This is a genomic window from Chryseobacterium carnipullorum (assembly GCF_003815695.1).
Taxonomy (GTDB): Bacteria; Bacteroidota; Bacteroidia; order Flavobacteriales; family Weeksellaceae; genus Chryseobacterium; species Chryseobacterium carnipullorum.
This window is the reverse complement of the sequence record NZ_CP033920.1, coordinates 2,609,527-2,634,194: the sequence shown is the minus strand read 5'-3', so window position 1 is coordinate 2,634,194 and position 24,668 is coordinate 2,609,527. Positions and strand designations below refer to the sequence as shown.

The following is a 24,668-nucleotide window of genomic DNA, read 5'->3' as shown; positions in this document are numbered from 1 at the left end:
AGATGAGTACATTACAAGATAAATATTCAAGCGTAGTTTCAGCAGCACAGTCTGCAGGAATTTCTAACCTTCAGGTTCAAGAGCAGGATGGTATTCTTTATGTTTCAGGAAGTGCTTCCAATACAGCCGCAAAAGATGCAGTATGGAATGCTTTAGGAACTATTGACTCTACTTATTCAGCTTCCGATATCAATATTGACGTACAGGTTTCAGGATTAGCTTCAGGTGCTGCTTTAACAGTAGCTACAGAAGATTCTAATCTTAACATCAGACAGGAGCCTTCTACTGAAGCTGCTGTAGTAGGAAAAGCGGCTAAAGGTACATCGGTAACTTTGATCGAGCAGACTTCTGATGACTGGTGGAAAGTAAAGACTGATGATGGTCAGGAAGGCTATGCTTATTCAAGATATTTGAAAGCATAATTTTTCAAAATATAAACTTTTGAAAAAATCAATACAGACATCCCCGATCGGGGATGTTTTTTTTATATTTTTACGCCTTTAAAGAAAGCACTGAATGAAGAAAATCTTATGGCTGCTGTTACTGGCATTCAATGGTATGATCCTGTATGCACAAAATTTACAGATCAACGGGAAAGTGTCTGATTTTGATCAAAAGCCGGTGGAAAACGCCACCATTTACCTCCTTAAAGAAAAAGATTCCTCCATCATCAATTATACCGCTACGAATAAAGAAGGTAAATTTTCTCTAAAAACAGATGCCCTGAATGAGCCTTCTATTTTAAAAATCAATGTTGAAAAGCTTTCGCCGTATTCTAAAAAGCTTGAAAAAATCAGTCAGTCCCTTAATTTGGGGGATATCGAACTGGAAAAAAATAATGTGAAAAACATTGATGAGATCAAAATTACGGTGTCCCCTGTGAAGATCAGGAAAGACACCATAGAGTTCAACGCTTCATCCATCAAAGTCCGTCCGGACAGTAAAATTGAAGAATTATTGAAAAAAATCCCGGGTGTGGAGATCGACAACGACAAAAAGATTACGGTGAACGGAAAAGAAGTCGATCAGATCATGATCAACGGAAAGCCGTTTTTTGATAAGGACGGTAAAATTGCTCTTCAGAATCTTCCGGCCGATATCATTAAAAATATTCAGTTTACAACTACCAAGACGAAAGAGGAAGAATTAAGCGGTAAGAAACCTAAATCCAATACGACCACCATCAATTTTAATATTGACGAAAAAAAGAACAAGGGACTCATGTCCAGACTTACACTGGGCTACGGTTCAGACAAACGTTATGAAGGCAGCGGGCTGCTGAGTTACTTTAAAAATGACACCAAAATAAGTCTTATCGCTTCATCGAACAATATCAATTCTCAGGGCTTTTCCAATGATGATGTGTTTGATAATATGGGGGCAGGCAGAAATTCGTCGGGAATGCAGGGTGGAACTTCCTCAACAGGCAGAGGAAGCAAAGGAATTCAAAAATCTACGACCATCGGAATCAATTACAATGATAAATTCGGAAAGGATGCCGATCTGGACAACTTCAGTTTAAGCCATTCCAATTCTGACACGGAAACAGCATCCAAATCTTCAAGAACCACTCTCCTTCCGGAATATACACTCACTACGCATTCTGAAAGTAAGGGTGAAAGTGAAACCCAGCAGTACAGTGCAGATGCATCCGCAAAAATTGTACTGGATTCTTTAAGTACGATTTACATTTCACCTCGATTTAACAATAGCCGCAGCACCAGTATTAGCAATTCAAAATCATCTACGCTAAGGGATAATAAACTGCTCAACGGCAATACGTCCTACACGGGCAGTGAATCCGAAAGTAATTCATTTAATCCCTACCTCTATTTTTCAAAACAATTCAGAAAGGAAAGACGTTCGCTGAATGCTAAAATGAACAGTACACTTTCTGAATCCAACAGAGATAACCTGAACAGATCGGAAACTTTATTTTATCAGGGTAGTGAACAGAATGACAACAGAAACCAGCTGTCAAAAACAAAAAACCAGAACAATACCTATAATTTCAGTGCCGGATATACTGAACCTGTTTCAGATTCTGCAACCGTAAGTTTTGAAGTCACTTATAATTCAAAAATTTCAAGAGACTCTAGGGATGTTAATGATTTCAATGCTGCCACAGGACGATATTCTGATTACAATTCACCTTTATCCAACAGTTTGAGGCAGAAAATCAATCAACTAACTCCAGAACTTTCTTTTGATCTCAATAAAAAGAAATTCAGCATCTGGGCTTCTTTGAATTTTGACATCTCAGAGATGAAGGTCAATTCTGTCTACAATGGAAAGCACTATCGTCTGCAAAAAGATTTTGTACTTCCGGGATATAATTTTAATTTACGTTACCAGTTTTCTGAAAGTAAAATTCTGAATCTTTCGAACTACGCCAATTTTACGATTCCCGGAGCCGAGCAGCTTACTCCCTATGAAGACACTTCAAATCCCCTGGTCACTTCTACCGGAAATCCTAATTTGAGAAATACATGGACTAATAGCAGCTCTTTATTTTTTAATAATTACAATCTGATAAAAAACATGAACTATTACGTCAGTCTTAGCTTCATGTACAGAAATAATGATGTGGTTAATTATTCCCGATATGATAATTCAGGAAAACAGCTTGTGACGTATGACAATGTGAGTGGAAATAAAAACATGAATCTTGGAGGCGGATTTAGCAAAACTTTTAAATGGAAAGACAGTAAACTGACTATAAACCAAAGGTTTAGCATGCAGTACAACTACAATAAAGGGTTTATAAACGGACAGTTTTTCACGAACGAGTCTTACAGCCTTAATCCTGGTTTGAATGTGACCTACGAGCTTAAGGATAAACTGAGCATAAAACCTTCTTACAGGCTTGGCTATAATTTCTCGAAATACAAGAATTACAGCATTGACAATGTAAATACCGCCAATCAAACCCTGAAACTGGAACTCACCCAGTATCTTTTCGACAGCAGAGTGGTTTTTGGAAATGATTTTGAATACAATACGAATTCTAATATTGCCCCCGGTTTCAAAAAAGATTTTTACTTTTGGAATACGAGTTTAGGATATTCGTTCTTTAAAAAACAATTGACGGCAAAAATGAAAATCTATGATGTTCTGAATCAAAATCAAAGTGTCAGGAGAACCATTTCGAATTCTTATATTGAAGACCGGGAAGATCTTATTCTGAAACGGTATATCATGTTCTCTCTGAGTATGAAACTGAACAGATTTGCAGGAAAAAAGATGCAGTAAAAAATCCCTTTAATCTATAAAATCAGCAAGTGTAAAAAATCTCCCGCAGATCGCACAGATGAAAATCAAACTTCTTTTTTAGATTCTTCTGTATTTTCATTGAAAGTTTGAGCATAGGTAGTATACCGGAGCTATTTTATTTTTAAATTAGCTGCAAATTTTATTTATGAAGATCCATATTTCAATTTTATTTATTTTCTTTTTTATCCTTGGACGTTCGCAGACTCCAGATCAGAAGGATACATTCGTAAAAGATAATTTCACCAAAAAGGAATTTTACATTCCGATGCGTGACGGAGTAAAGCTTTTCACAGCAATCTACGTCCCGAAAGATATCTCAAACAAAAACAAATATCCTTTTCTGATGCAGAGAACCTGCTACAGCATTGCTCCTTACGGTGAAAATGAATACAGATCCAAACTGGGACCTAACCAGTATCTGATGAAGGATAAGTATATTTTCGTATTCCAGGATGTACGCGGAAGATATATGAGTGAAGGAACTTTTACCAATATGACCCCTCAGGTGGACCGCAAAACAAAAAAAGATGTAGATGAAAGTACGGATACGTACGACACGATAGAATGGCTTTTAAAGAATGTTAAGGACAACAATGGTAAGGCGGGACAATATGGAACTTCATACCCTGGATTTTATACTGCGGTAGGAATACTGGCTCAGCACCCGGCATTGGTAGCTTCCTCTCCTCAGGCGCCTATTTCTGATTTCTGGAATGATGATTTTCTTCACAATGGCAGATTTATGCTGGGCTATTTCAGAACGTTCCCTGTTTTTGGGATTCAGAAAACAAAACCTGAAAACAAAGCCTGGTATATGGATACTTTCGTGAAGCAGACTTCGGAAGATGGTCTTAAGTTTTACAGAGATATGGGAACATTAAAAGATGGCTACGAAAAATACTACAAGAACAATTTCTTCATGACGGAGATCATGAATCATCCTAATTATGATGAGTTCTGGCAAAAAAGAAGTCTTCTTCCTCATTTAAAAAATGTCAACCACGCAGTAATGACTGTTGGAGGCTGGTTTGATGCGGAAGATCTTTCAGGACCTCTGAATATCTATAAAACGATAGAAAAGACCAGCCCTAAAGCTAAAAACACGATTGTGATGGGACCTTTCTCTCACGGAGCATGGGCACAGGAGCAGGGGAAACATTTCCATAACCAGATTTATTTTGGAGACAGCATTGCAACCTATTACCAGAAAAATATTGAAACTAAGTTTTTCAGTCATTATTTAAAAGGAAATACAAAAGAAGATGCGGGGCTTCCGGAAGCTTTGATGTATGATACAGGATCCAAAGAATGGAGAGAATTCGCTTCTTATCCTCCAAAAAATGCCCAAAAGGTTAATTTCTACTTAGCTGACGGAACATTGAAGAATGCTTCAGGACAAGGTTTTTCAGACTACTACAGCGACCCGAACAATCCTGTATTGAGTTCTGACAATCTGAAAGATTTTAATGGATTCACTCCTAAAAATTATATGTCGGAGGATCAGAGATTTGCAGTAGGCAGACCTGACGTTTTGACGTTCACTACAGATGTTTTGACAGAAGACATGAGTTTCGCGGGAGAGATCATGGCTAAACTGAACATCGCTTCGTCTTCTACCGATGCAGATTTTGCAGTAAAACTGATTGATGTTTATCCTGAAGATTTTAAACCAAAAGAAAAGAAAGACGGGGTGATCTATCCTAATTATCACCAGATGGTAAGAAGTGAGATCATGCCTGCCAGATTCAGAAATTCAAGAGAAAAAGGCGAAGCTCTGGTTCCTAACCAGAAAACGGCTGTCAATTTCAGACTGCAGGATGTGATGCATACTTTTAAGAAAGGACACAAAATCCAGATCCAGATCAGCAGTACATGGTGGCCGCTTTTCGCGATAAATCCTCAGAAATTCATGGAAAACCCTAATTTCGCCACGAAAGCAGATTACACGAAAGCTTTTATCAAAGTATATAATGATAGCTCTATTGAAGCTGAAGTATTGAAATAAATTAATGTGTCTAAAGCCACAAATGGCAATAGACACTTGTTTATAAAACATAAAATCCGGTCGCTTCGAGAAATTGGGCGACCGGATTTTTTTATGTCATTTGGAGAGAGTAGCTTGGAGTGCCAACATTCGTAACACCTTCTTTACTAAAAGAGATGATCGTAATGCCATTCTTAACAGAAAAATGCTGATGAAGGCTCCCGAGATCACCATTATCTTATTCTTCAATCGTTCTGAAAGTAAGATTCACTCTTGGGGTTTTCACTTTGGTTGTTGGCGGAAGTCTGTGCAGCCAGTTTTCCTGCGTCGTCCCTTTCATGATCAAAAGGCTTCCGTTTTCGAGGAAGATTTCCACTTTTTCTTTCGTGGTTTTATGTTTAAATAAAAACTTCCTTTCTGCACCGAAAGTCAGGGATGCGATGGCTCCGTGTTTTTTAAGATCCTTTTCTCCGTCGCTGTGGTAGGCCATTCCTTCGCTTCCGTCATGGTATAAATTGAGAAGACATGAATTGTATGTTTCTCCTGAAACGTCCTCGCATTTTTTCTTCAGTTCGAGTAATTCCGGTGTCCAGAATTTCGCATATTTTGTCCGTTTTGAATAGGTATATTCAAAGGCTTTTTCGCCGAACCAGGCTACTTTTCTCTTCGTTAAAATTAATTTTCCAAAGATCACTGCTTCATCATTTTCCCATGGGATTTGATTGAGTAGATAATCATAAAAGAAATCTGATCTTTCTTTGTTAAATACTGTTCCGTAATAATGGACTGTTCCGTCATTCGGAAGAATATTCAAAGGATATTCTGATATTTCTTCAAACAGGTTATTCATGATTTTGAGTTTGTAAAAAGTATGAATGAGTCATTAGATTTTATAATTACAGTTTTATTTAAACCACAAAAGTCGCAAAAGTTTTTAACACTTAAGTTTTTTAAGTTATTATTAAAACGTTGAATAAAGCGCACTTAAGTTTTTTTGAAAATCAGAGATTTTATTCAGTACTCATCTTTCTAAATATATGTATTCTCTGTTTTATAAATAAAAAACATCCAATCAGCCTTTAGCCAAAACTTAAATCTGATATTCATATAAACGAAAGCTAAAAAACTCCAGGTTATATTTTGTGAACTTTTTTACTTAAAAATATTCAACTTTTAAAATAAAACGTAACGCTTTTGTGACTTTTGTAGTTTAAATAATAATTAAAGCAAAATAGAATTTTCAGAGTAAACATGGGAACTTTCCCAGCCTACCATTAGCTGCTTCCTTTCACTTCCCCATCGGTAGCCACCCAGATTTCCTGTAGATTGTATCACCCGGTGACAGGGAATAAGAAAAGCAACAGGATTACTTCCAATCGCTGTTCCCACCGCTCTGGACGCTTTCGGATTTCCAACCTTTTGTGCCAGACTGCCATAGGTAGAGAGCTTTCCCATTGGGATAGAAAGCAGACTTTCCCAGACTTTAAGCTGGAAATCTGTTCCTTTTAAATGAAGTTTAATCGTGCTGAGTTTCGTCCAGTCTTTATCAAATATAGAGAGTGCATTTTTTTGAAGAGTATCCTGTCTTTCAAAAAAAGAAGCATTGGGAAAAGTATGTATTAAATTTCCCAATGCTGTTTGTTTATCGTCTTCAAAAGCCATGTAGCAGATCCCTTTTTCAGTAGATGCTGCCATTACAGATCCAAAAGGACTGTTGGAAAAACTGTAATTGATGTTCAGGCTTTTTCCGCCGTTTTTATATTCCGCCGGAGACATTCCTTCAATGTTCACAAAGAGGTCATGAAGCCTGCTTGTGCTGGAAAGTCCCGTCTCGTAGGCGGTATCAGATAAAGTTGCTTTGTCTTCCTTCAGTAAATTTTTAGCATGTTCAAGACTGATGAACTGTAAAAATTTCTTCGGACTTGTTCCTGCCCATTCCGTGAATATCTTCTGAAAGTGAGCCGGACTTAAGTGAATATTCTCTGCCACTTCCTCCAAACCTGGCTGAAGCCTGAAATTGTCCTGGATATACGCTATCGCTTTGGCAATTCTGTTGTAATCGATCTGACTTTGTGCGGACATACTATTTCTTTTTTACCTCACAAATTTCCGAAGAATACAGGGCAGAAAAAATCTGATTCTTGCGGAATTTTAGTTGTTGTTATAAATATGGTGCTTGTTGCACAACTCAAATATAGTAAAAAACTCTTTGTGTTGTGATGTTTTTTTGGTAAATTTATATATGCAGGGACGAAAAAATTTTACACCACAATTATTCTATGAACTCAGCTTAGATCGGCTGGTTCCCATGGATAATTTTTATAGAAAAATCAGTTTTGAATTAGATTTTCAATTTCTATATTCAAGCACCAAAAAATATTACGGCACAGAAGGTCATCAAAGTATTGATCCGGTTGTGTTTTTTAAAATCTTATTGGTAGGTTACCTCAATAATATCAATAGCGACAGGGCTTTGCTTCGCTTTTGTAGTAATTGCTTAGATGTGCGGTTGTTTTTAGGATATGATCTGGATGAAGAACTTCCTTGGCACAGCACTATTTCTCGTACAAGAGGTCTTTTGGGAGAGGATGTTTTCCTTCAGCTTTTCCGGAAAATCCTGAGTTTATGTATAGAAAAAGGAATGGTGAGAGGCAAACGTCAGGCGGTAGACTCCGCTTTCATCAAAGCCAATGCGAGTATGGATAGTTTGGAGGAGAAAGAAGTTTTAGACGATGCGAGTGCTTTTGTTAATGAACTGGAAGAAAATTCTGAGTATAAAGTGACGACCACGCGTAAAAAACTCGTCAATCAGCACCATAGCTGGAAAGAAGAAGCTTATAAAGGCATGCCTGGTAATACTAAAAGCGAAAGAAAAGATGAAGATGGTAACGCAATTAGGCCCAAATTTTTAAGTAACCATACGCATTATTCTCCCACAGATCCCGATGCAAAAATCTCTGTAAAACCAGGGAAAGCCAGACAGTTGAATTATTCTGGACAAGTTTCAGTAGACGATGCTTATCACGTGATTACAGGAGCCTGCGGAAGTACTTCTGGGAGTAAAGATTCAGCAATTTTTAATGAAATTATGGATCAGACTTTAGCCAATTTTAAAGAAAACCACTTACAACCCGATGAAATTTTAGCCGATGCGGGTTACAGCAGTGGAGAAAGTTTAAGCTATTGTCAAAAACGCGGTATTAATGCTTTTATCCCCAATTTTGGACAGTACAAATCTCATCGTGATGGTTTTGTTTTTAACCAATCAGAAAACCGCTACGAATGCACAAAAGAAGGAGGGAACAAGGCTTTTTTACCATTCAAAAAAGAAGCGATTGATTCTAAAGGCTACAGAAAAAAAGTCTACCGAAGCAGCGAAAAAGATTGTGGGAAATGCCCACTTAGAGAGGTTTGTTGTGGTAAAGTGACGAAATTTAAAAAGCTTGACGACAGCATTCATAAACCCCTTTACGATGCCATGCACGAAAAGCTGAACAGAGATAAAAACTACACAAGATACCTCACCAAACGCCGGAGTTCTACGGTGGAGCCTGTTTTAGGCACGCTTATCAATCATCATTCGATGAAACGCATCAATGCTCGCGGCATAAAATCTGCCAACAAGCATGTTTTGATGGCGGCATTATCTTATAATTTAAAGAAACTACTGAAATTTTCTGCCCGAAAAGTAAAAATCAAAGCTCAAATTCAAGACCTTCCCAAAGTAAAGTCTTGGTTTTTGTCCAAACTGCAAAATACGAGTGTTATATCTCTGAATTAAGAGCCTCAAAATATTAAAAATCTACCTGCCAAAAAAGCAAAAACCTCTCTAAAATCGCTTCTAAAGAGGTCATATTTATTTATAAGTTTTGAAAAATAGGAGTTGTGCAACGGTTACTATGGTTGTAAGCAAGCATTTTGTAGTATAACTTAGCCGCTAAGAAAGCAGTTGGCTTCGCCATCGGAGAATCCATTAATTCTACGATATCAAAGGCTACCACATTACATTTTTCAAATACTTTTCTCAATAATTCCAATGTAGGATACCACTGAAGACCGCCTGGCTCAGGCGTCCCTGTAGATGGAGCAATAGAAGGATCGAAAGCATCAAGGTCAATGGTAATATATACATTTCCTGAAACTTTTTCCAAAACATCATTCACCCAGTTGTCATTGTTTGCGATCTCATGGGCGAAAAACACTCTTCCTTCCGGCAGATATTCCGCTTCTTCAGCATCCATAGAACGGATTCCCACCTGAACTAAGTTATGCTTCTGATTCGCTTCAAAAACCGCACAGGCATGGTTAGAAGTAGAACCATGGAATTCAGGACGTAAGTCGGTGTGGGCATCCAGCTGAAGAACAGTAAGGTTTTCAAACTTCTCTCCTACCGCACGGATAGAACCGATAGATACAGAATGTTCTCCTCCAAAAAGGGTAAATACTTTTCCTTCGTTGTTCAAAAGCTCTTTTGTTTTTTGGTATACCGCTTCTGTCATTGCTTCAGGGCTTGAGTTTTCAGAAATTTCTCCTGCCAGATATACTCCGTCAAGGAAAGGCTCCGTTCCTGTTTCAATATCATAAAGCTCCATATTTTCGGAAGCATCAAGGAATAATTCCGGGCCTTTATCAGCTCCTTTTCCCCAAGTTGAAGTTCCATCGTAAGGAACGGTTACCAGCATTACTTTAGAGTTCTCTAACGTTGCATTTTCTTCAGGAATTCCTGCGTATGTTCTCATGTTTTATTTAAAAATTTAAATGATTTAAAGATTGAAATATTCGGGGCAAAGATACGAAATACTGTTTGAGTTGAATTATGAGTTATGAGTTATTAATTATTAGTTATTAGTTTCGGGGTGCAGGATCCGGGTTTGTGAGTTTGAGAGTAAGAGGGTTTGAGGGTTTTAGAGTTTCAAACTGGTTGTCAGTTGCTGGTTAGTAGTAATTAAGCTGATGAATTATCATCTGATGTCTTGTGTCTGAAATCTAAAATCTTGATTCTTGATTCTTGACTCCCCTCTTCTTTCCCCTTTCAAACCAATTCCCTACTTTTGTAAAAAACAAAATATGCCTTTAAAAGCTGTTCTTTTCGATATGGACGGGGTTATTGTAGATACGGAACCACTTCACAGAAAAGCTTATTTTAAAACGTTTAACGAACTGGAAATTAGTGTTTCTGAAGAATTATACACCTCTTTTACCGGAGCTTCCACAAAAAGAGTGGCTGAAACGCTGATCCAGAAATATAATTTAGCCCATTCCTACGAAGACATTGCCGCGATCAAAAGAGCTCATTTTAAAGATTATTTTGATAATGATGATGAGTTTGATCTTATTCCGGGAGTAAGAGAATTGATCAAACATTACCATGAGAACGGAATTAAGCTTATTCTCGCTTCCTCGGCGACGATGGTTACCATCAACATGGTTTTTGAAAAGTTTGGTCTTGAGCAGTATTTCAGTGGAAAAATTAGCGGTGCAGCTTTGAAAGAGTCGAAACCTCATCCGGAGGTATTTCTTTTAGCATCAGAAATGGCAGAAGAGCCTGTTACAAACTGTATGGTGATTGAAGACTCTACGAACGGAATTCTGGCGGCAAGCAGAGCAGAAATTTTCTGTGCTGCCTACAGAAGTCCACATTCAAAAAATCAGGATTATACCTTAGCGGACATTGTCGTTTCAGATTATGAAGAACTGGAACTGGATAAGCTTTCAAAATATTTTTAAATGAAAAAAGCTCTCAAAATTTGAGAGCTTTTATCTTTATATTTTGGTCTTATCATCTGAAGCGAAGAGAAGATTCTTAATGGTTCTTAATCCTTAATAAAAAACTTAATGGTTAAAATTTAAAACATTAAGAAACAATTGAGTTGTTAAGATCATTAAGTTGAGATGGCTTCGTCACTTCGTTCCTCGTAATGACAGTAGTTTTATTTGTACCCTAAGATTTTCAAAATATCTTCCGGTTCCTGTTTCTCGCGGAAAACTTCATACTGAAGCTCACCGTTTTCATCTTTCTGGATCAGGACGTGTCTTGGCTGAGGCATCAGACAGTGGTGAACACCTCCGTACCCTCCAATTGTTTCCTGGTACGCTCCAGTATGGAAAAATCCGATATACAGAGGTTTTGTATCACTGAAAACAGGCAGATAAATGGCATTTGTATGCTGTTCAGAATTATAATAATCATCAGAATCACAGGTAAGTCCACCCAGAAACACCCTTTCATAGGTATCTTCCCATCTGTTCAATGGAAGCATAATGAAGTGTCTGGAGATCGCCCATGTATCAGGAAGTGTAGTCATGAATGAAGAATCAATCATATTCCACTTTTCTCTGTCGTTCTGACGTTTCTGAGAAATGATCTTATAAAGGTTTGCCCCACTTTCTCCAACCGTAAAACTTCCGAATTCCGTATAAATATTTGGTTCTTCCACTCCTTCCTCTTCACAGAACTTTTTGATCTGAGAAACGATTTCTTCAACCATATACTGATAGTCGTACTCGAAGTTTAAAGAAGTTTTGATAGGGAAACCTCCACCAATGTTCAGTGAATCCACTTCCGGAGCAATTTTCTTCAAACGTGCATATACGCGAAGACATTTGTACAATTCATTCCAGTAATACGCAGTGTCTTTGATCCCGGTATTAATGAAGAAATGAAGCATTTTCAGTCTCGCATTCGGGTGTTCAGCGATTTTCTGGCTGTAATAAGGAATAATATCTCTATATCCGATCCCTAACCTTGAGGTATAGAATTCAAATTTAGGTTCTTCCTCTGAAGCAATTCTGATCCCGATATCGAATGTGGTATCAATACTTTCTGTAAGCTTATCCAGCTCACGGTAGTTATCCAGGATCGGGGTAATATTTTCAAAACCACTGTTAATCATCTCGGAAATTTTCGCCAGATAATCGTCAGTCTTGAATCCATTACAGATGACCTCAATATTTTTATCTACTTTACCTTTCCCATATAGAGATTTGACAATATCCATGTCGTATGCTGAAGAAGTTTCGATAGAAATATCATTCTTTAGAGCTTCTTCAAGCACAAAATTGAAATGACTGGATTTTGTACAGTAGCAGTAGGTATAATTCTTTTTATATTCGGCTTTCTCAAAAGCTTCCCTAAACCAGCTTTTCGCCTTTTGGATATTTTGAGAAATTCTTGGCAGGTAGCTAATTTTTAGCGGGGTGCCAAATTTTTCAACGACTTCCATTAAAGGAATATCGTGAAATAACAAATTGTTCTCAGAAACATTAAATTCCTCTGTAGGAAAATACAATGTCTGATCAATAAGTTCCGAGTACTTTATTTTCATTTCTTGACAAGTGAATTACGAAATGCAAAATTGCTAAAAAAGTTTGATTTTTAAGCGTTAAATTTATTATAAATTTAAAAATGACATCCTGTAAAAACCTCTACAGATTATTGATTCGTGAACTTCTTAACATATTCCTCCCTCTTATTTTGTGAAATACCCAGAACCTGTTGAATATAAGCATCCGTTGAGCCATATTTCTTATTGATTTCATCAAAGGCTGCATCCAGGTAAGCAGGCTCCACCCAGCTTAGTTTTTCCAAAACTCTGATATCCATTTCAGGATAGAGAAAATGGAGATGGTCTGCCAGTTTCAGCCTTTTAACAACCAGTTTACTCCTGTAATTATTGGATAAAAGATAGTCATTGTAAATAGTGGCCTTATCAAATTTTAAAATCGTTAAAATTAAAGCCGTAGTAATTCCTGTTCTGTCTTTTCCGGCAGTACAGTGATAAAGAACCGGATGATCGGACTCCAGAATTTCAGTAATTATTTTTTTGATTACTTCAGGGTTCTCCGTAACGTATTCGCGGTAGAAATCAATCATTCTTTTATCTGCATCAGAACCGTTTACTTTTCCCTTTAAAACCAGCTTTTTGGCCTTGGTAAGCTGATCTCCTTCATCTTTAAAGGCCGAATATTTTTTATAAATAATATCATTGGGAAGCTGGTCGGGTTTATCAGATATTTCTTTTGAATTTCTAAGATCAATCACCTCTTTTATTCCCAGATTTTCCAATTCCCTGAATGATTTTCTCTTGAGTTGATGAAGATGTCCGCTTCTGTAGAATATCCCTTCTTTTAAGGTCCGGCCCTCAGAATTTTTGATATTTCCTACCGTCCGAAAATTATTTACTTTTTTGATTTCAATAGGATTTCCGGTTTCACTTTTTCCATATTCAGGTTTCATAAAATCCTGTGTTTTACAGGAAGAAACACAAAATATTGCGATGAGCAGGACTGGTATTTTTATGAATTGTTTCAATATATTGAGGGATATTCTATTTCATTAATTCCTACAAAAAACAACAGATCACCTGATTCATATTGAATGGAAACCTCATCTTCAACCGCAAAATTCCTGGTTCCGATTCTTGAAGTGATGCTTAGACTTGCATGGGTTAATGGCCAGTTTAATCCTGTTGTGGTCATATTTCCGACAGAGGGAAAAGGATACAGTGAAATCATTTTATTTTTAACGCCTTTCAGCTTAAAATTGTTCGGAACAAAATAATATTCTGAAAATTCGTCATAGAATTTAAGATTCATTTTATCTTTAAAAGCATAAGCAACCGTTAGATTTCCTAAAAAATGATCCTGTTCACCTCCGCTTCCTCCAAAAACATCAACATTGGTAAAGCCTTTTTCCATGATAATTTCCAGGGCCTTATGAAAGTCTGTTTTATCCTGATCCAAAGTCAAAATAAATTTATCCTGATAAACACTTTCATCCGATCCCGAATGGGAATCAAAATCACCGGAAATAAAGTCCAGTTTGTCTAAAGGAAAACCTAACTGCTTTAAATAATGAAAAGCACCGTCAGTACAGGCAATCAAACCATATTGACCGGGATCCGGAAGGTTTTTTGGATGATCTCCATTGATGAAAAGTAATACTTTATCTCTCATTCGGATTCCAGTATTCTTCAGGTTCGTTATTGATTTTTGAAATATATCTTGCCAAAACAAAAAGGTAATCAGATAGTCTGTTCAGGTATTTGATCAGTTCAGGACGTACTTCTTCAGATTCGTTTAAGAACACCAGGGAACGTTCTGCTCTTCTGCAGATGGTTCTTGCCGCATGTAAAAATGTTGCCGGTTTTCCACCGCCTGGAAGAATAAAATATTGAAGAGGCTCCAGCTTATCTTCAAAAGCATCCATCCAATTTTCCAGTTCTTCAATCTCCGTATCTGAAATAATCAATGGAAGACGGGATTTCCCGTTGGCCAGCATTAATTTATCAACCGGTGTGGCAGCTTCTGAACCTACGGTAAACAGATCAAACTGGATTTTTTTCAACTGCTTCAAAACGTCTTCATCCTCAATATGACTTTTAGAAATACCAATGAATGAATTAAGCTCATCTATATTTCCGTAGCTGTCAACTCTGGCACTGGCTTTGGAAACTCTTGTACCACCATATAAAGCGGTCTGTCCTTTATCTCCTGTTTTAGTATAAATTTTCATCGTACTAAAATACTTTATTTTGTACAATGTAAAAAGTAAAATGTAGGAATGATTTATAGTTTTATCTCCGTACAGTTATAGCCCTATTATTGATTGAATGAGAGAATCCTTCGACTGCGCTCAGGATGACATAGCTAATACTATCTGTTTTTATTACACGTTGTCATTTCAGGTGTCAACTGAAGATTTACAAATGCAGTTCACGAAGGATATTTTTAATTTCATTTCACTACGGATTGCACAGATGTAAATTTTTAGATGTTACGACTAGGTTTTGGCCGGAGCCGAATTGATGTGACTATTTTTCTAAACGGGATTTATCCCATTCGTATTGAATTTACATAGATTTAATCAAAAAAAATGACCGGATAAATCCGGCCACTCACAAATTATTTATTTACCTCTACGTATTGTATGATGGTCTGGTTTTTGGGGTTATAGATTATCGTACTGTTGTTGGGAAACCTTTTCAGTTTATAATATTCTATATCTTTATCATTTTTAATATCTTCCACAAAGCTGGTGTCAAAAGTATTTTCAGGAAGAAATTTGGAGACAAAACTTATTTTGTCAATGATGCTTTGTCCGTCTATTTTACGGGCGGTTTTATCTGATCGGTTTTCATCGGTAGTGGGTTGCTTCTCAAGAAAAGGAAGCAATATGGCGATGTCTGATTTGTATTTAAAAATATATCCTTCGGAACCGTTCGGAAATTTAAATTTCTTTCCGGTCTCTTCTGCAACGACAGATTTTCCTCCATCAGGGAATACCTGATTAAATTTCACGTCCTGAGAATTGGTTAAAGAATTAATGGATTCACTCACCGTTTTCTTCACGGTCTCTTCCACTGCCTGTTGAGCTTTCTGCTGCACCGTTTCTGTGGTTTTCTGAACAGTCTGATCTATTTTCTCTTCAATCTTACTGCATGACATTAATAGAAAAACAGGAATAACAGGCAAAATATACTTCTTCATTTTGAGATTTTAATAACGTTGCATTCTTTTTACTGATGCAATTTAACATTTAAACGAGAAACACAGGTTTATATTTTAGCAAAGAAAAAATTTTTTTTTCACCTTCAAAAATCCTACTGACAAACTGTTGTCATCATCCCATCTTACCTTTGTATCAACAATAACCCACTAAAACAATACCATTATGACAACGACAACAACAGCCACAAAACAGTTTATGACTTCTGACCAATTATTAGAGCACTGGCAAGGGCACAGAAACCTGACAAGAAGAGTAATAGAAGCTTTCCCTGAAAAAGAATTATTTGAGTTTTCTATAGGCGGAATGAGACCTTTCGCAAAACTGGCAGGAGAACTGATCGGCATCGGAGGACCCGCTTTAAAAGGAATTGTTGAAAAGAATATGGAAGCTTACAATGAAGATGGTTTCAGCCCGAAAACAAAAGAAGATATTTTGAAAAAATGGGATGAAGAAACTGAAGTGATCAACCATTATTTCAACCAGATCACTGAAGAGCGTATGCAGGAAACTTTCAATCTATTCGGACAGTACGAATTTCCGGTGTATCAGAACATCCTTTATTTTGTAGATAATGAAATTCACCACAGAGGCCAGGGATATACCTATCTGAGAGCTTTAGGAATTGAACCGCCTTTTTTTTGGGAGAGATTTTAGGATCATTAATGCCTTTACTCAGACTGAAAATGATGATTCAATTCAGACAAAAATTGGGAACGACAGAATTACAGAACACATCATTTCCATTTTCCATTTATTAAATAGAGATACCCGGATTTTGCTGTTTTATTTTTTTTGCTAATTAGTTGAATTAAAATTTTCTTTATTCAAATGATATCAATTTCCAAAACTCCGGCTTCACATTCGTGAAGCCGGAGTTTTATTTTCTATTCCATCTTTTTGGAAATTTCTGAGGCCAGATTTCTGAGTTTCGTTTTTAAGGATTCCGGTTCTAAAACGGTTGCATAATCTGCAAAAGTAATCACCCAGCGCGGAAAACCTTCGTCTATCCATTCTGTATCAAAGATCATTTCGATCCCGTTTTCGGTTTCAGTTTCTTCAATAAACCCGTAGTATCTTCTGGAATTCACAATATGCCCTATTATTTTTTTGTCAACTAAAAGCCTTACTCTTGTTTTCTCTCCGTTGGAATATCTTCTGTAATCATTAATTTGTCCGTATTCCTGTGAAAATAAGGTCTGAGTTTTGAAGATCTGCAGTATTCTGTCGACCCGGAACTGTCTGAAATCTTTTCTCAGCGTACAGAAAGCCATGATATACCAGTAATTGAATTCAAAGAAAACACCCACTGCTTCCACTGTTCTGTTCGTTACGGTAGAATCAACGGTTTTATATTCAATAACCAGCTGCGTTTTATCGGCAATACTTTCCAGAATTGTGGGAATCACATTTTTAACCGTGTCACCAGGCTGAGTGTGATCATTAAAAACATGAATCTGTTTTTCAATATTCTGAATCAGATTTTTATCTGAATGCCGAAGTACCGACCGTACTTTTTCCATCGCGGTCTGATAATGATTTCCAAGACTTTGGTGGGAAAATTTCTGCATCAGTTTTTCGGCCGTGATAAAGCTCAGTACTTCTTCTTTTGTAAACATAATGGGTGGAAGTTTGTATCCATCCATCAGGGAATAACCGCTGCCCGCTTCGCCTATGATGGGAATTCCGGCATTTTCAAGAGTTTTCACATCACGATAGATCGTCCGGATGCTGACATCAAACTTGGCGGCAAGATCCTGTGCTCTTACGATCGGTTTTGATTGTAATTGAGTGAGAATTGCCGTTACTCTGTCCAGTTTTTTTAGATAGTGATCGTTCATATTGCCAGGACAAATCTATCAATCTTTTTTGATCTGTAAAATATAAATTTTTCTGCTTTTATGATATATACGGCTCACCATACAAAGAATAACAAAATCTCATCTTTACCTTGCTGAAAACCTTTGATTTTCTTCTCTTAAAACAGTTTAATATTTAAATCTGTGCGTCCTGGCTTCTAAAACCTTGCAAAAACAGAAAAACTAAAATTAATTATCTTTAAAAGAATTCACCAGTTTGTCAAGATTTAAACTTCTCGCAGATGCATCAAAAATCTCCCGGTAGGTGCCATTCATCTGAACTAATTCATCATGGGTTCCGTTTTCCACTACCCTTCCTTTTTTCATCACATAAATGGTGTCGGAATCCAGAATCTGGGAAAGGGAATGAGAAATAATGACTACAGTACGGCCTTCTTTAATGGCATCAAGGGAGTTTTTGATCTGTTCTGTAGCAATAGCATCCAGACTGGCTGTTGGCTCATCCAGGAAAATGATCGGTGGATTTTTAAGGAATAGCCTCGCAATGGCAATTCTTTGCTGCTGCCCTCCGGAAAGCTGGGTAGCATCATGCTGATAGCCATCCGCGAGATCCATGATCTGCTCATGGAGATAGGCTTTTCTGGACGCTTCCTGAATTTCCTCAAAACTCGCATTCATATCACCGTAACGGATATTATCTTCTATGCTTCCCTGAAAAATATGGTTTCTCTGAAGCACGAGACCAAGGTCATTTCTAAGAAAAGTATTATCAAAATCATTTAAATGAACTCCGTCCAGAAGAATTTCTCCGGAATCAGGAAGATAAAATTTGCAAAGAAGATTGATTACCGTAGATTTTCCAGCCCCACTTAATCCTACCAATGCTGTGGTTTTCCCATTTTCTATTTTCATAGAAATATCATGAAGAGCATGGGTTCCGTTCGGATAGCTAAAGTTGACATTTTTCAGTTCAAAATTACCTTTGATCTGTTTTTCCACATAGGTTCCGTTCTGCTCTTTTTCGTCATCTGCATTCAGGATTTCAAAGTATCCTTCAGCATAAATCATCGCGTCATTCATATCATCATAGATTCTGTGCAACTGACGGATAGGAGCCGAAATATTGTTGAAAAGCATAATGTGAAGCATGATTGCCCCTATGGTCATCTTCTGATCCAATACAAGGTAAACGGTCAAAAGAATAATTAAAACCACTCCAAACTGCTCAATAAATGTTTTTAAACCGTCATAAATAAAGTTGGTTTTTCTTGTGAACATCTGGCTTTCCATCAGCTCCATCTGTAGATCATACTGCTTTTTACCTTCAAATTTTTCCCGTACAAAACTCTTGATCACCATGATGGAATTGATCAGATTCAGCAATCCCGAAGTTTTTCGTTCCCTCTGATTTCTGAGCTGGCGACGAACTCCTCCCAATTTTTTTGCCTGAAGAGAACTGATATAAAAATAAATCGGAACAATGATCGTAGAAACCAATCCCACATATACATTCTGCATGTACATAATGATCAGAGCAATAATCGCATTGGAAAAAAGAGGCAAAATATCAATAAAAAAGTTTTGTACCAGCTTCGTTAAACTTTCAATACCCCGATCTATCCGGATCTGCAATTTTCCGGATTCGTGATTCTCATCATTGAAATAGGCGACTCTATACGACAGAATCTTGTCGATGGCAGACTGTGCCAGAACAGAACTTACATTGATCCTTATTTTTTCACCATAAAATTTCTGTCCGAAGTTGATGAAAATATTGAGCAGCTCTTTTCCCAGTAAAATAATCGAGATCACCACCAAAATATGAATACCTTCCGACATCGGATGCGGAAGATGGGTAAGATTGGTTACCTCATCTACCGTATATTTTAATACAAGAGGGTTAACCTGTGCTGCAAGAGCTCCTAAAAAAGTAAGAAACAACGTCCAGTAGATCATGGGACGGTAAGGTCTGATAAATGGAACCAGCTGTTTATACACTCCAAATAAAGTGACTGTTCTGTTAAAAGGTTTTGCCATAGAAGTTATTTAAACTAAAAAACGTACCGTTTCTGAGAGAAAAGGTACGCTTAATTCTATTTTTCAGCAAATACTTTTAGAGTATCTGTGGTTTTTATCCTTCGTAAAAATAAGTGGTAAGATAATGCAGTTCAGGTTGGCTTACCGCTTTAGATTCTGCTTCAGCCTGTTCCAGAGTATACTGAGAGGTCAGTTCTTTTCTTTGGAAAACAAAAGAATTATTAGCATTCTTGTCTACCACTTCATTGAAAATATGTTCAATTTCAGAATTGGCAAGTGATGCGAAACTGGAATCCTCGATACCGTACATCAGTCTAAGATCGTCAAACTGCCCGAAGTTTTCATCTACAAATCCCTGAAGCTGTGCTTTTGAGTCAAAATTACCTGCCCAGATATTATAAATATATTTCTTCTTTTTCGGTTTGTCTAAAATACTCTGATAAACAAAGTTTTCTCCAAGATAGGCCTCTCTTACCTGAGGATCGTTGGCGAGATCTTCCGGAAGTCCTTCTTTCAGGATATTCCCTTCAAACATGATGTAGGTTTTATTGGTAATAGCTAACGTCTGCTGAACGTTGTGGTCGGTGATCAGGATCCCGATATTTTTGTCGACCAGACTTCTTACAATCTTCTGAATATCCTCTACCGCAATCGGGTCTACCCCTGCGAAAGGTTCATCCAGGAGAATAAAGTTCGGGCTGGTAGCCAGACAGCGTGCAATTTCCGTTCTACGTCTTTCCCCACCGGAAAGAAGATCACCACGGTTTTTACGCACGTGCTGCAATGAAAATTCTTCGATCAGCTCATCACATTTGATCTGCTGTTCACGTCTCGAAAGTTTGGTGAGCTGTAAAACACCCATGATATTTTCTTCTACCGACAACTTTCTGAAAATAGAAGCTTCCTGCGCCAGATAACCGATTCCCTTTTGAGCACGACGATACATCGCATCGGTAGTGATTTCCTGTTTATCAAGAAAGATTTTCCCTGAAGTAGGCTTAACCAATCCCACAATCATATAAAAGGAAGTAGTCTTTCCTGCTCCGTTTGGACCAAGCAAACCAACAATTTCTCCCTGTTCAACCTGTACAGAAACTCCTTTTACTACTTTTTTAGGACCGTATTCTTTGATTAAGTTTTCTCCTCGTAAAATCATAGGAGCAAAGATAAAGTTTTTTTGAATTCAAATTTTAGATTATACATTCTATCCAATGTTTTTTGAATGAATGACTTTTATTTTTAGTATTGATTGATAAAACAGGCTTCGCAATGTTGAAAACGGATCAACCTCTTTTCACTGAAAAAAGCCGAAAATTTAGACCTCTATTCTGTAACTCCCATTCATTTTTTACGACCTATCAGAAAATTATTTTACTCATCACAAACAAATTAGCAATGGAAAATTACGGGTATACCAAAACAGAAAATGGCCAGAATCAGCAAAACAATGGTCCTTACCGTTCAGAAAAGAGAATTCCAGCCGCTTTATTAGGAATTCTTGTGGGTTGGCTGGCTTTAAATAAATTTTATCTCGGGTATAAAAAGGAGGCTCTTATTCAGCTGGGTCTGAATATTATTACTTGTGGTGCCGCTTCTGTTATTCCTTTTATTGAGGGTATTTTATATCTTTTTATGAGTGACAAGCAGTTTGATGATACGTATGTGTACGGAAAAAAAGGATGGTTGTAAACCTTTATTATTTTATTTCCTACTTTTATTCCATCAAATCAAGAATTAAGTTATTATGGAAAATAATCAAGACCTGACCGATCTTCTTGCACTGGACCTGAGTGTCAATATTGTGAACAGAAGGCCTTATGCCAAGGAAGTTTTCAAATGGCAGGATATGGATCTTCTTCCCCACTCATCCGCAGACACCTTGCTCTGTGAGATTTTTGAATGGAACGGACGAAACTGGAGAACTACCGAAAACAACCTCATCGGATTTCTGTTTTCCGGAGATCTCCTCAATACCGTAAAGCAGCAGCTGATGAATACCCCAAAACATCCTGCTCTCATCCCGGATTTTGAATTTACAAAAGACAGCATGGAGGAATACGGCCTGTCGCTTCCTTCTTTATTCAACATTGGAGTGAATGGGAATATCAACAATGCAAAAAGCTTTTCTGTACGGGTTAACGGCGTTACAAAATCGCGGGTGACGAACATTGACTCTCCGGGAATTGAAATTCTGAGAAGCTATTCTCAGTTTACTCAGGACCAATCTAAACCGTACCGAAAGAATATCAAGTTCAATTATCTGAGTACTTCGCTGTTTTATGCAGAAAGTGTAGAAATCTTTCTTGAAAAAGAATCAGGTGTAGGACTGGATGTCAGTTTCCAAACGACCAATGTGGAGGTGGATGCCAAAATAGATACGGATACGAAGAAACATTTTGTATTAAAATATTCTGGAAATCAGGCTCCTTTTGCTGCGAAATTTACGAAAGGAAAAGATTTCAACATCATGTAATCCATATTTATTATCCTTTTATTAATAAAATATTTTGCCAAAAAAAACACCTCAATTACAATGAGGTGCTTTATGTTTTATGATGGTATGATCTTTATTTATTTAAAATCATGGCTGCTTCCTTGGCAAAATAGGTAAAGATCAGATCTGCTCCGGCTCTCTTGAAGCAGGTAAGACTTTCAATAATGGTTTTATCATTATCCAGCCAACCGTTCTGTGCAGCTGCTTTTACCATGGCATATTCTCCGCTTACGTTGTAAACTGCTATCGGAAGATCAATCGCTTCACGGATCTTGGAAACAATATCCAGATAAGGAAGTCCCGGTTTGATCATAATAATATCAGCACCTTCATCAATATCTTTATACACTTCATTTAAAGCTTCACGGGAATTGTGGAAATCCATCTGATACGTTTTTTTATCTTTAGGAATTTCCATATTGTCTTTCGGTGCACTGTCCAGAGCACTTCTGAACGGACCGTAGAAAGAACTCGCATATTTTGCGGAATAGCTCAAAATTCCCACGTCTGTAAATCCGCTTTCTTCCAACGCTTCACGGATCGCCAATACTCTTCCGTCCATCATATCACTGGGTGCCACAATGTCAGCTCCTGCTTCGGCATGGGATACAGACATTCTTGCCAAAGCATCATTGGTCGCATCATTCATGATTTTTCCGTTTTCGATGATTCCGTCGTGTCCGTAAATGGAATAAGGGTCTAAAGCGACATCAGGCATGACAATCATTGCCGGAACTGCATCCTTGATTGCTTTGATGGTCTGCTGCATCAATCCGTCTTTGTTCCAGGCTTCTTTTCCGGTATTGTCTTTCAAATGTTCTGACACTTTCATGTACAGATTGACCGATTTTACTCCTAAAGAAAATAATTCTTTACATTCCTTCACCGTCAGATCTATACTCCTCCTGAAGATCCCCGGCATAGACGGGATTGCTTCCTGTTGGTTTTCGCCCTCCATTACGAAGATCGGCATTACAAAATCATCAGTTGTAAGGATATTTTCTCTTACTAAACTTCTGATAGATTCATTAACTCTAAGCCTTCTATTTCTTGAATGTATCATTTTGGAATACTTTTTGAATAAGTTTCCACAAATTTACTACAACTTATATAAAAAACTATTGTATAGAATTGTAGAATTGTTTATTTTTGTTTTAATACATTCGAGAAATTATAATTTGATGAAAAAACTTTTACTTTTATTTCTATTTACAGGCGCTTTCGTTGGGTTTTCCAACAATATTCAAGCACAGCTGAGAGAGCCGGGTTCCATCACACAGAAGTCTGATGACGGTGTATTGGTGGCTTATCCAAATCCAGCAAAAGATTTCCTTCTGATCAAGGCCAAAGATGCTGCTTTAAAGATCAAAAGTGTAACCTTTTATTCAATTCTGGGAACACAGGTAGCCAATTATTCTGTCAACATGAATTCCGGAGAGATTAATATTGAAAAATTAAAACCCGGGAAATATCTGATTCGCTATATTTTAAGCGATAATACCCAAAAGGTGACTCAAATTGTAAAACAATAAATATTTAATCCTGATAATCATCAGGATTTTTTCTTTTACAGCAGTTCTACCCTATTATTTATGTAACTTTAAGGACTTTTTTATACTCATTGTAAAAACAATTTAATGCTTAAAGCTGAACATATCAGAAAGACCTATAGTGCCGGGAATAAAGTAGCATTGGATGATTTCAGCATCCATGTACCTCAAGGCAGTATTTATGGTCTTCTTGGCCCGAACGGAGCCGGAAAAACTTCTTTTATCCGTATCATCAACCAAATTACACAGGCTGATTCCGGAGATGTCTTCATCAATGGGAACAAGCTGAATCCAAGCCACATCAGAGATATAGGTTATATGCCTGAAGAAAGGGGTTTATACAAAAATATGACCGTGGGGGATCAGATCCTTTATTTCGGGGAACTGAAAGGAATGACCAAAAGCGATGCTTTACAGGAAGCCAAAAAATGGTTTGAAAAGCTGAATATCGATCAATGGTGGAAAAAGAAACTTTCAGAGCTTTCAAAAGGGATGGCACAAAAGATCCAGTTTGTAGTTACTGTCCTTCACCGTCCGCATCTTCTGATTCTTGATGAGCCTTTTTCAGGTTTTGACCCTGTGAATGCGAACTTAATTAAAGATCAGATTATCGATCTTAAAAATAACGGAACCACCATCATCCTTTCTACTCACCGAATGGAAAGTGTAGAAGAAATGTGTGACTATGTGGCGCTGATTAACCATTCTAAAAAAATCATCGACGGAAGGGTTTTTGACGTAAGAGAAAAATTCAAGAAAAATATTTTCGGCGTTACTCTTTCTGAGGTAGATGAAGCTCAGTTTAACAGTTTCAAAAGCAGGTATGATATTTTTAATTTTTCTAATGAAAATAATCTGGTTTCTTTTGATCTCAAAAATGAAAGCGGACAAAATGAAATCCTTCTGGATCTTGTCAACATAGGAAAAGTGAGATCATTCGACGAGAGAATTCCGAGCATGAATGAAGTGTTTATTAATGCCGTAAGTAATCATTCTTAATTTT

21 protein-coding genes and 1 pseudogene are annotated in these 24,668 nt (G+C 37.2%); 10 read left to right on the top strand and 12 right to left on the bottom strand.

All coding sequences use genetic code 11. The features are described from left to right. Nucleotides 1-2 precede the first annotated feature (2 nt). The 3 genes from EG346_RS12035 (at nt 3) to EG346_RS12025 (ending at nt 5,278) form a co-directional block, all read left to right on the top strand. Nucleotides 3-422, top strand: coding sequence for an SH3 domain-containing protein (locus EG346_RS12035; RefSeq protein WP_073336105.1), 420 nt, complete (start codon nt 3-5; stop codon nt 420-422). 94 nt (nt 423-516) lie between these two features. Further along, the gene (locus EG346_RS12030) at nt 517-3,252 is read left to right on the top strand and encodes an outer membrane beta-barrel protein (RefSeq protein ID WP_123878878.1); all 2,736 of its coding nucleotides are present in this window, start codon (nt 517-519) and stop codon (nt 3,250-3,252) included. Nucleotides 3,253-3,418: 166 nt separating this feature from the next. After that, nucleotides 3,419-5,278, top strand: a complete 1,860-nt coding sequence (locus EG346_RS12025; RefSeq protein WP_123878876.1) for a CocE/NonD family hydrolase — start codon at nt 3,419-3,421, stop codon at nt 5,276-5,278. 217 nt (nt 5,279-5,495) lie between these two features. On the opposite strand, the gene EG346_RS12020 is transcribed toward EG346_RS12025, so the two are convergent. Further along, nucleotides 5,496-6,107, bottom strand: a complete 612-nt coding sequence (locus tag EG346_RS12020; protein WP_123878874.1) for an alpha-ketoglutarate-dependent dioxygenase AlkB family protein — start codon at nt 6,105-6,107, stop codon at nt 5,496-5,498. Nucleotides 6,108-6,478: 371 nt separating this feature from the next. Then, nucleotides 6,479-7,339 carry a bifunctional helix-turn-helix domain-containing protein/methylated-DNA--[protein]-cysteine S-methyltransferase gene (locus tag EG346_RS12015; protein ID WP_123878872.1) on the bottom strand — a complete coding sequence of 287 codons (861 nt, stop codon included), beginning with the start codon at nt 7,337-7,339 and terminating at the stop codon, nt 6,479-6,481. Nucleotides 7,340-7,499: 160 nt separating this feature from the next. Between EG346_RS12015 and EG346_RS12010 the strand changes: the two genes are divergently transcribed. Beyond that, nucleotides 7,500-9,038 carry an IS1182 family transposase gene (locus EG346_RS12010; protein WP_034751733.1) on the top strand — a complete coding sequence of 513 codons (1,539 nt, stop codon included), beginning with the start codon at nt 7,500-7,502 and terminating at the stop codon, nt 9,036-9,038. 79 nt (nt 9,039-9,117) lie between these two features. On the opposite strand, the gene speB is transcribed toward EG346_RS12010, so the two are convergent. After that, the gene (gene speB / locus EG346_RS12005; protein ID WP_123878870.1) at nt 9,118-9,996 is read right to left on the bottom strand and encodes an agmatinase; all 879 of its coding nucleotides are present in this window, start codon (nt 9,994-9,996) and stop codon (nt 9,118-9,120) included. Between the two features lie 328 nt (nt 9,997-10,324). Between speB and EG346_RS12000 the strand changes: the two genes are divergently transcribed. After that, complete coding sequence (locus EG346_RS12000) at nt 10,325-10,984, top strand: HAD family hydrolase (RefSeq protein ID WP_073336588.1); 660 nt, start codon at nt 10,325-10,327, stop codon at nt 10,982-10,984. Between the two features lie 203 nt (nt 10,985-11,187). Here EG346_RS12000 and EG346_RS11995 read toward each other — a convergent pair whose 3' ends face one another. From EG346_RS11995 to EG346_RS11975, 5 genes are all read right to left on the bottom strand, one after another. Then, a complete protein-coding gene (locus EG346_RS11995) occupies nt 11,188-12,582 on the bottom strand; it encodes a type III PLP-dependent enzyme domain-containing protein (RefSeq protein WP_123878868.1) in 1,395 nt (464 codons plus the stop codon). 107 nt (nt 12,583-12,689) lie between these two features. Next, nucleotides 12,690-13,493, bottom strand: coding sequence for a tyrosine-protein phosphatase (locus tag EG346_RS11990; protein WP_228425835.1), 804 nt, complete (start codon nt 13,491-13,493; stop codon nt 12,690-12,692). A 71-nt stretch (nt 13,494-13,564) separates the two neighbouring features. Further along, a complete protein-coding gene (locus EG346_RS11985; RefSeq protein WP_123878864.1) occupies nt 13,565-14,212 on the bottom strand; it encodes a thiamine diphosphokinase in 648 nt (215 codons plus the stop codon). Continuing rightward, on the bottom strand, nt 14,202-14,771 hold the full coding sequence (locus EG346_RS11980; RefSeq protein ID WP_123878862.1) for a cob(I)yrinic acid a,c-diamide adenosyltransferase: 570 nt from the start codon (nt 14,769-14,771) through the stop codon (nt 14,202-14,204). The genes EG346_RS11985 and EG346_RS11980 overlap by 11 nt, the downstream gene beginning before the upstream one ends. A gap of 389 nt (nt 14,772-15,160) precedes the next feature. Beyond that, nucleotides 15,161-15,745, bottom strand: a complete 585-nt coding sequence (locus EG346_RS11975; RefSeq protein WP_123878860.1) for a hypothetical protein — start codon at nt 15,743-15,745, stop codon at nt 15,161-15,163. 184 nt (nt 15,746-15,929) lie between these two features. Between EG346_RS11975 and EG346_RS11970 the strand changes: the two genes are divergently transcribed. Next, on the top strand, nt 15,930-16,421 hold the full coding sequence (locus tag EG346_RS11970) for a DinB family protein (RefSeq protein WP_123878858.1): 492 nt from the start codon (nt 15,930-15,932) through the stop codon (nt 16,419-16,421). Between the two features lie 230 nt (nt 16,422-16,651). Here the strand turns inward: EG346_RS11970 and EG346_RS11965 are convergent, their stop codons facing one another. The 3 genes and pseudogenes from EG346_RS11965 to lptB form a co-directional block, all read right to left on the bottom strand. Next, on the bottom strand, nt 16,652-17,605 hold the full coding sequence (locus EG346_RS11965) for a helix-turn-helix transcriptional regulator (protein WP_123878856.1): 954 nt from the start codon (nt 17,603-17,605) through the stop codon (nt 16,652-16,654). 207 nt (nt 17,606-17,812) lie between these two features. Continuing rightward, entirely contained in the window at nt 17,813-19,540 is a 1,728-nt protein-coding gene (locus EG346_RS11960; RefSeq protein WP_123882658.1) for an ABC transporter ATP-binding protein, read from the bottom strand. Nucleotides 19,541-20,051: 511 nt separating this feature from the next. After that, nucleotides 20,052-20,777: pseudogene (gene lptB / locus EG346_RS11955) on the bottom strand (LPS export ABC transporter ATP-binding protein); the annotation flags it as partial. 239 nt (nt 20,778-21,016) lie between these two features. Here lptB and EG346_RS11950 point away from each other — a divergent pair. Then, entirely contained in the window at nt 21,017-21,310 is a 294-nt protein-coding gene (locus EG346_RS11950; RefSeq protein ID WP_073336598.1) for a TM2 domain-containing protein, read from the top strand. Nucleotides 21,311-21,365: 55 nt separating this feature from the next. Next, complete coding sequence (locus EG346_RS11945; RefSeq protein ID WP_123878854.1) at nt 21,366-22,094, top strand: hypothetical protein; 729 nt, start codon at nt 21,366-21,368, stop codon at nt 22,092-22,094. Nucleotides 22,095-22,188: 94 nt separating this feature from the next. Here EG346_RS11945 and hemB read toward each other — a convergent pair whose 3' ends face one another. After that, nucleotides 22,189-23,178: a porphobilinogen synthase gene (gene hemB, locus EG346_RS11940; protein ID WP_073336570.1), complete on the bottom strand. Its 990-nt coding sequence runs from the start codon at nt 23,176-23,178 to the stop codon at nt 22,189-22,191. A 118-nt stretch (nt 23,179-23,296) separates the two neighbouring features. Between hemB and EG346_RS11935 the strand changes: the two genes are divergently transcribed. Further along, nucleotides 23,297-23,647, top strand: coding sequence for a T9SS type A sorting domain-containing protein (locus EG346_RS11935; protein ID WP_123878852.1), 351 nt, complete (start codon nt 23,297-23,299; stop codon nt 23,645-23,647). A 105-nt stretch (nt 23,648-23,752) separates the two neighbouring features. Continuing rightward, entirely contained in the window at nt 23,753-24,664 is a 912-nt protein-coding gene (locus tag EG346_RS11930; protein ID WP_073336566.1) for an ABC transporter ATP-binding protein, read from the top strand. Nucleotides 24,665-24,668: the final 4 nt, after the last annotated feature.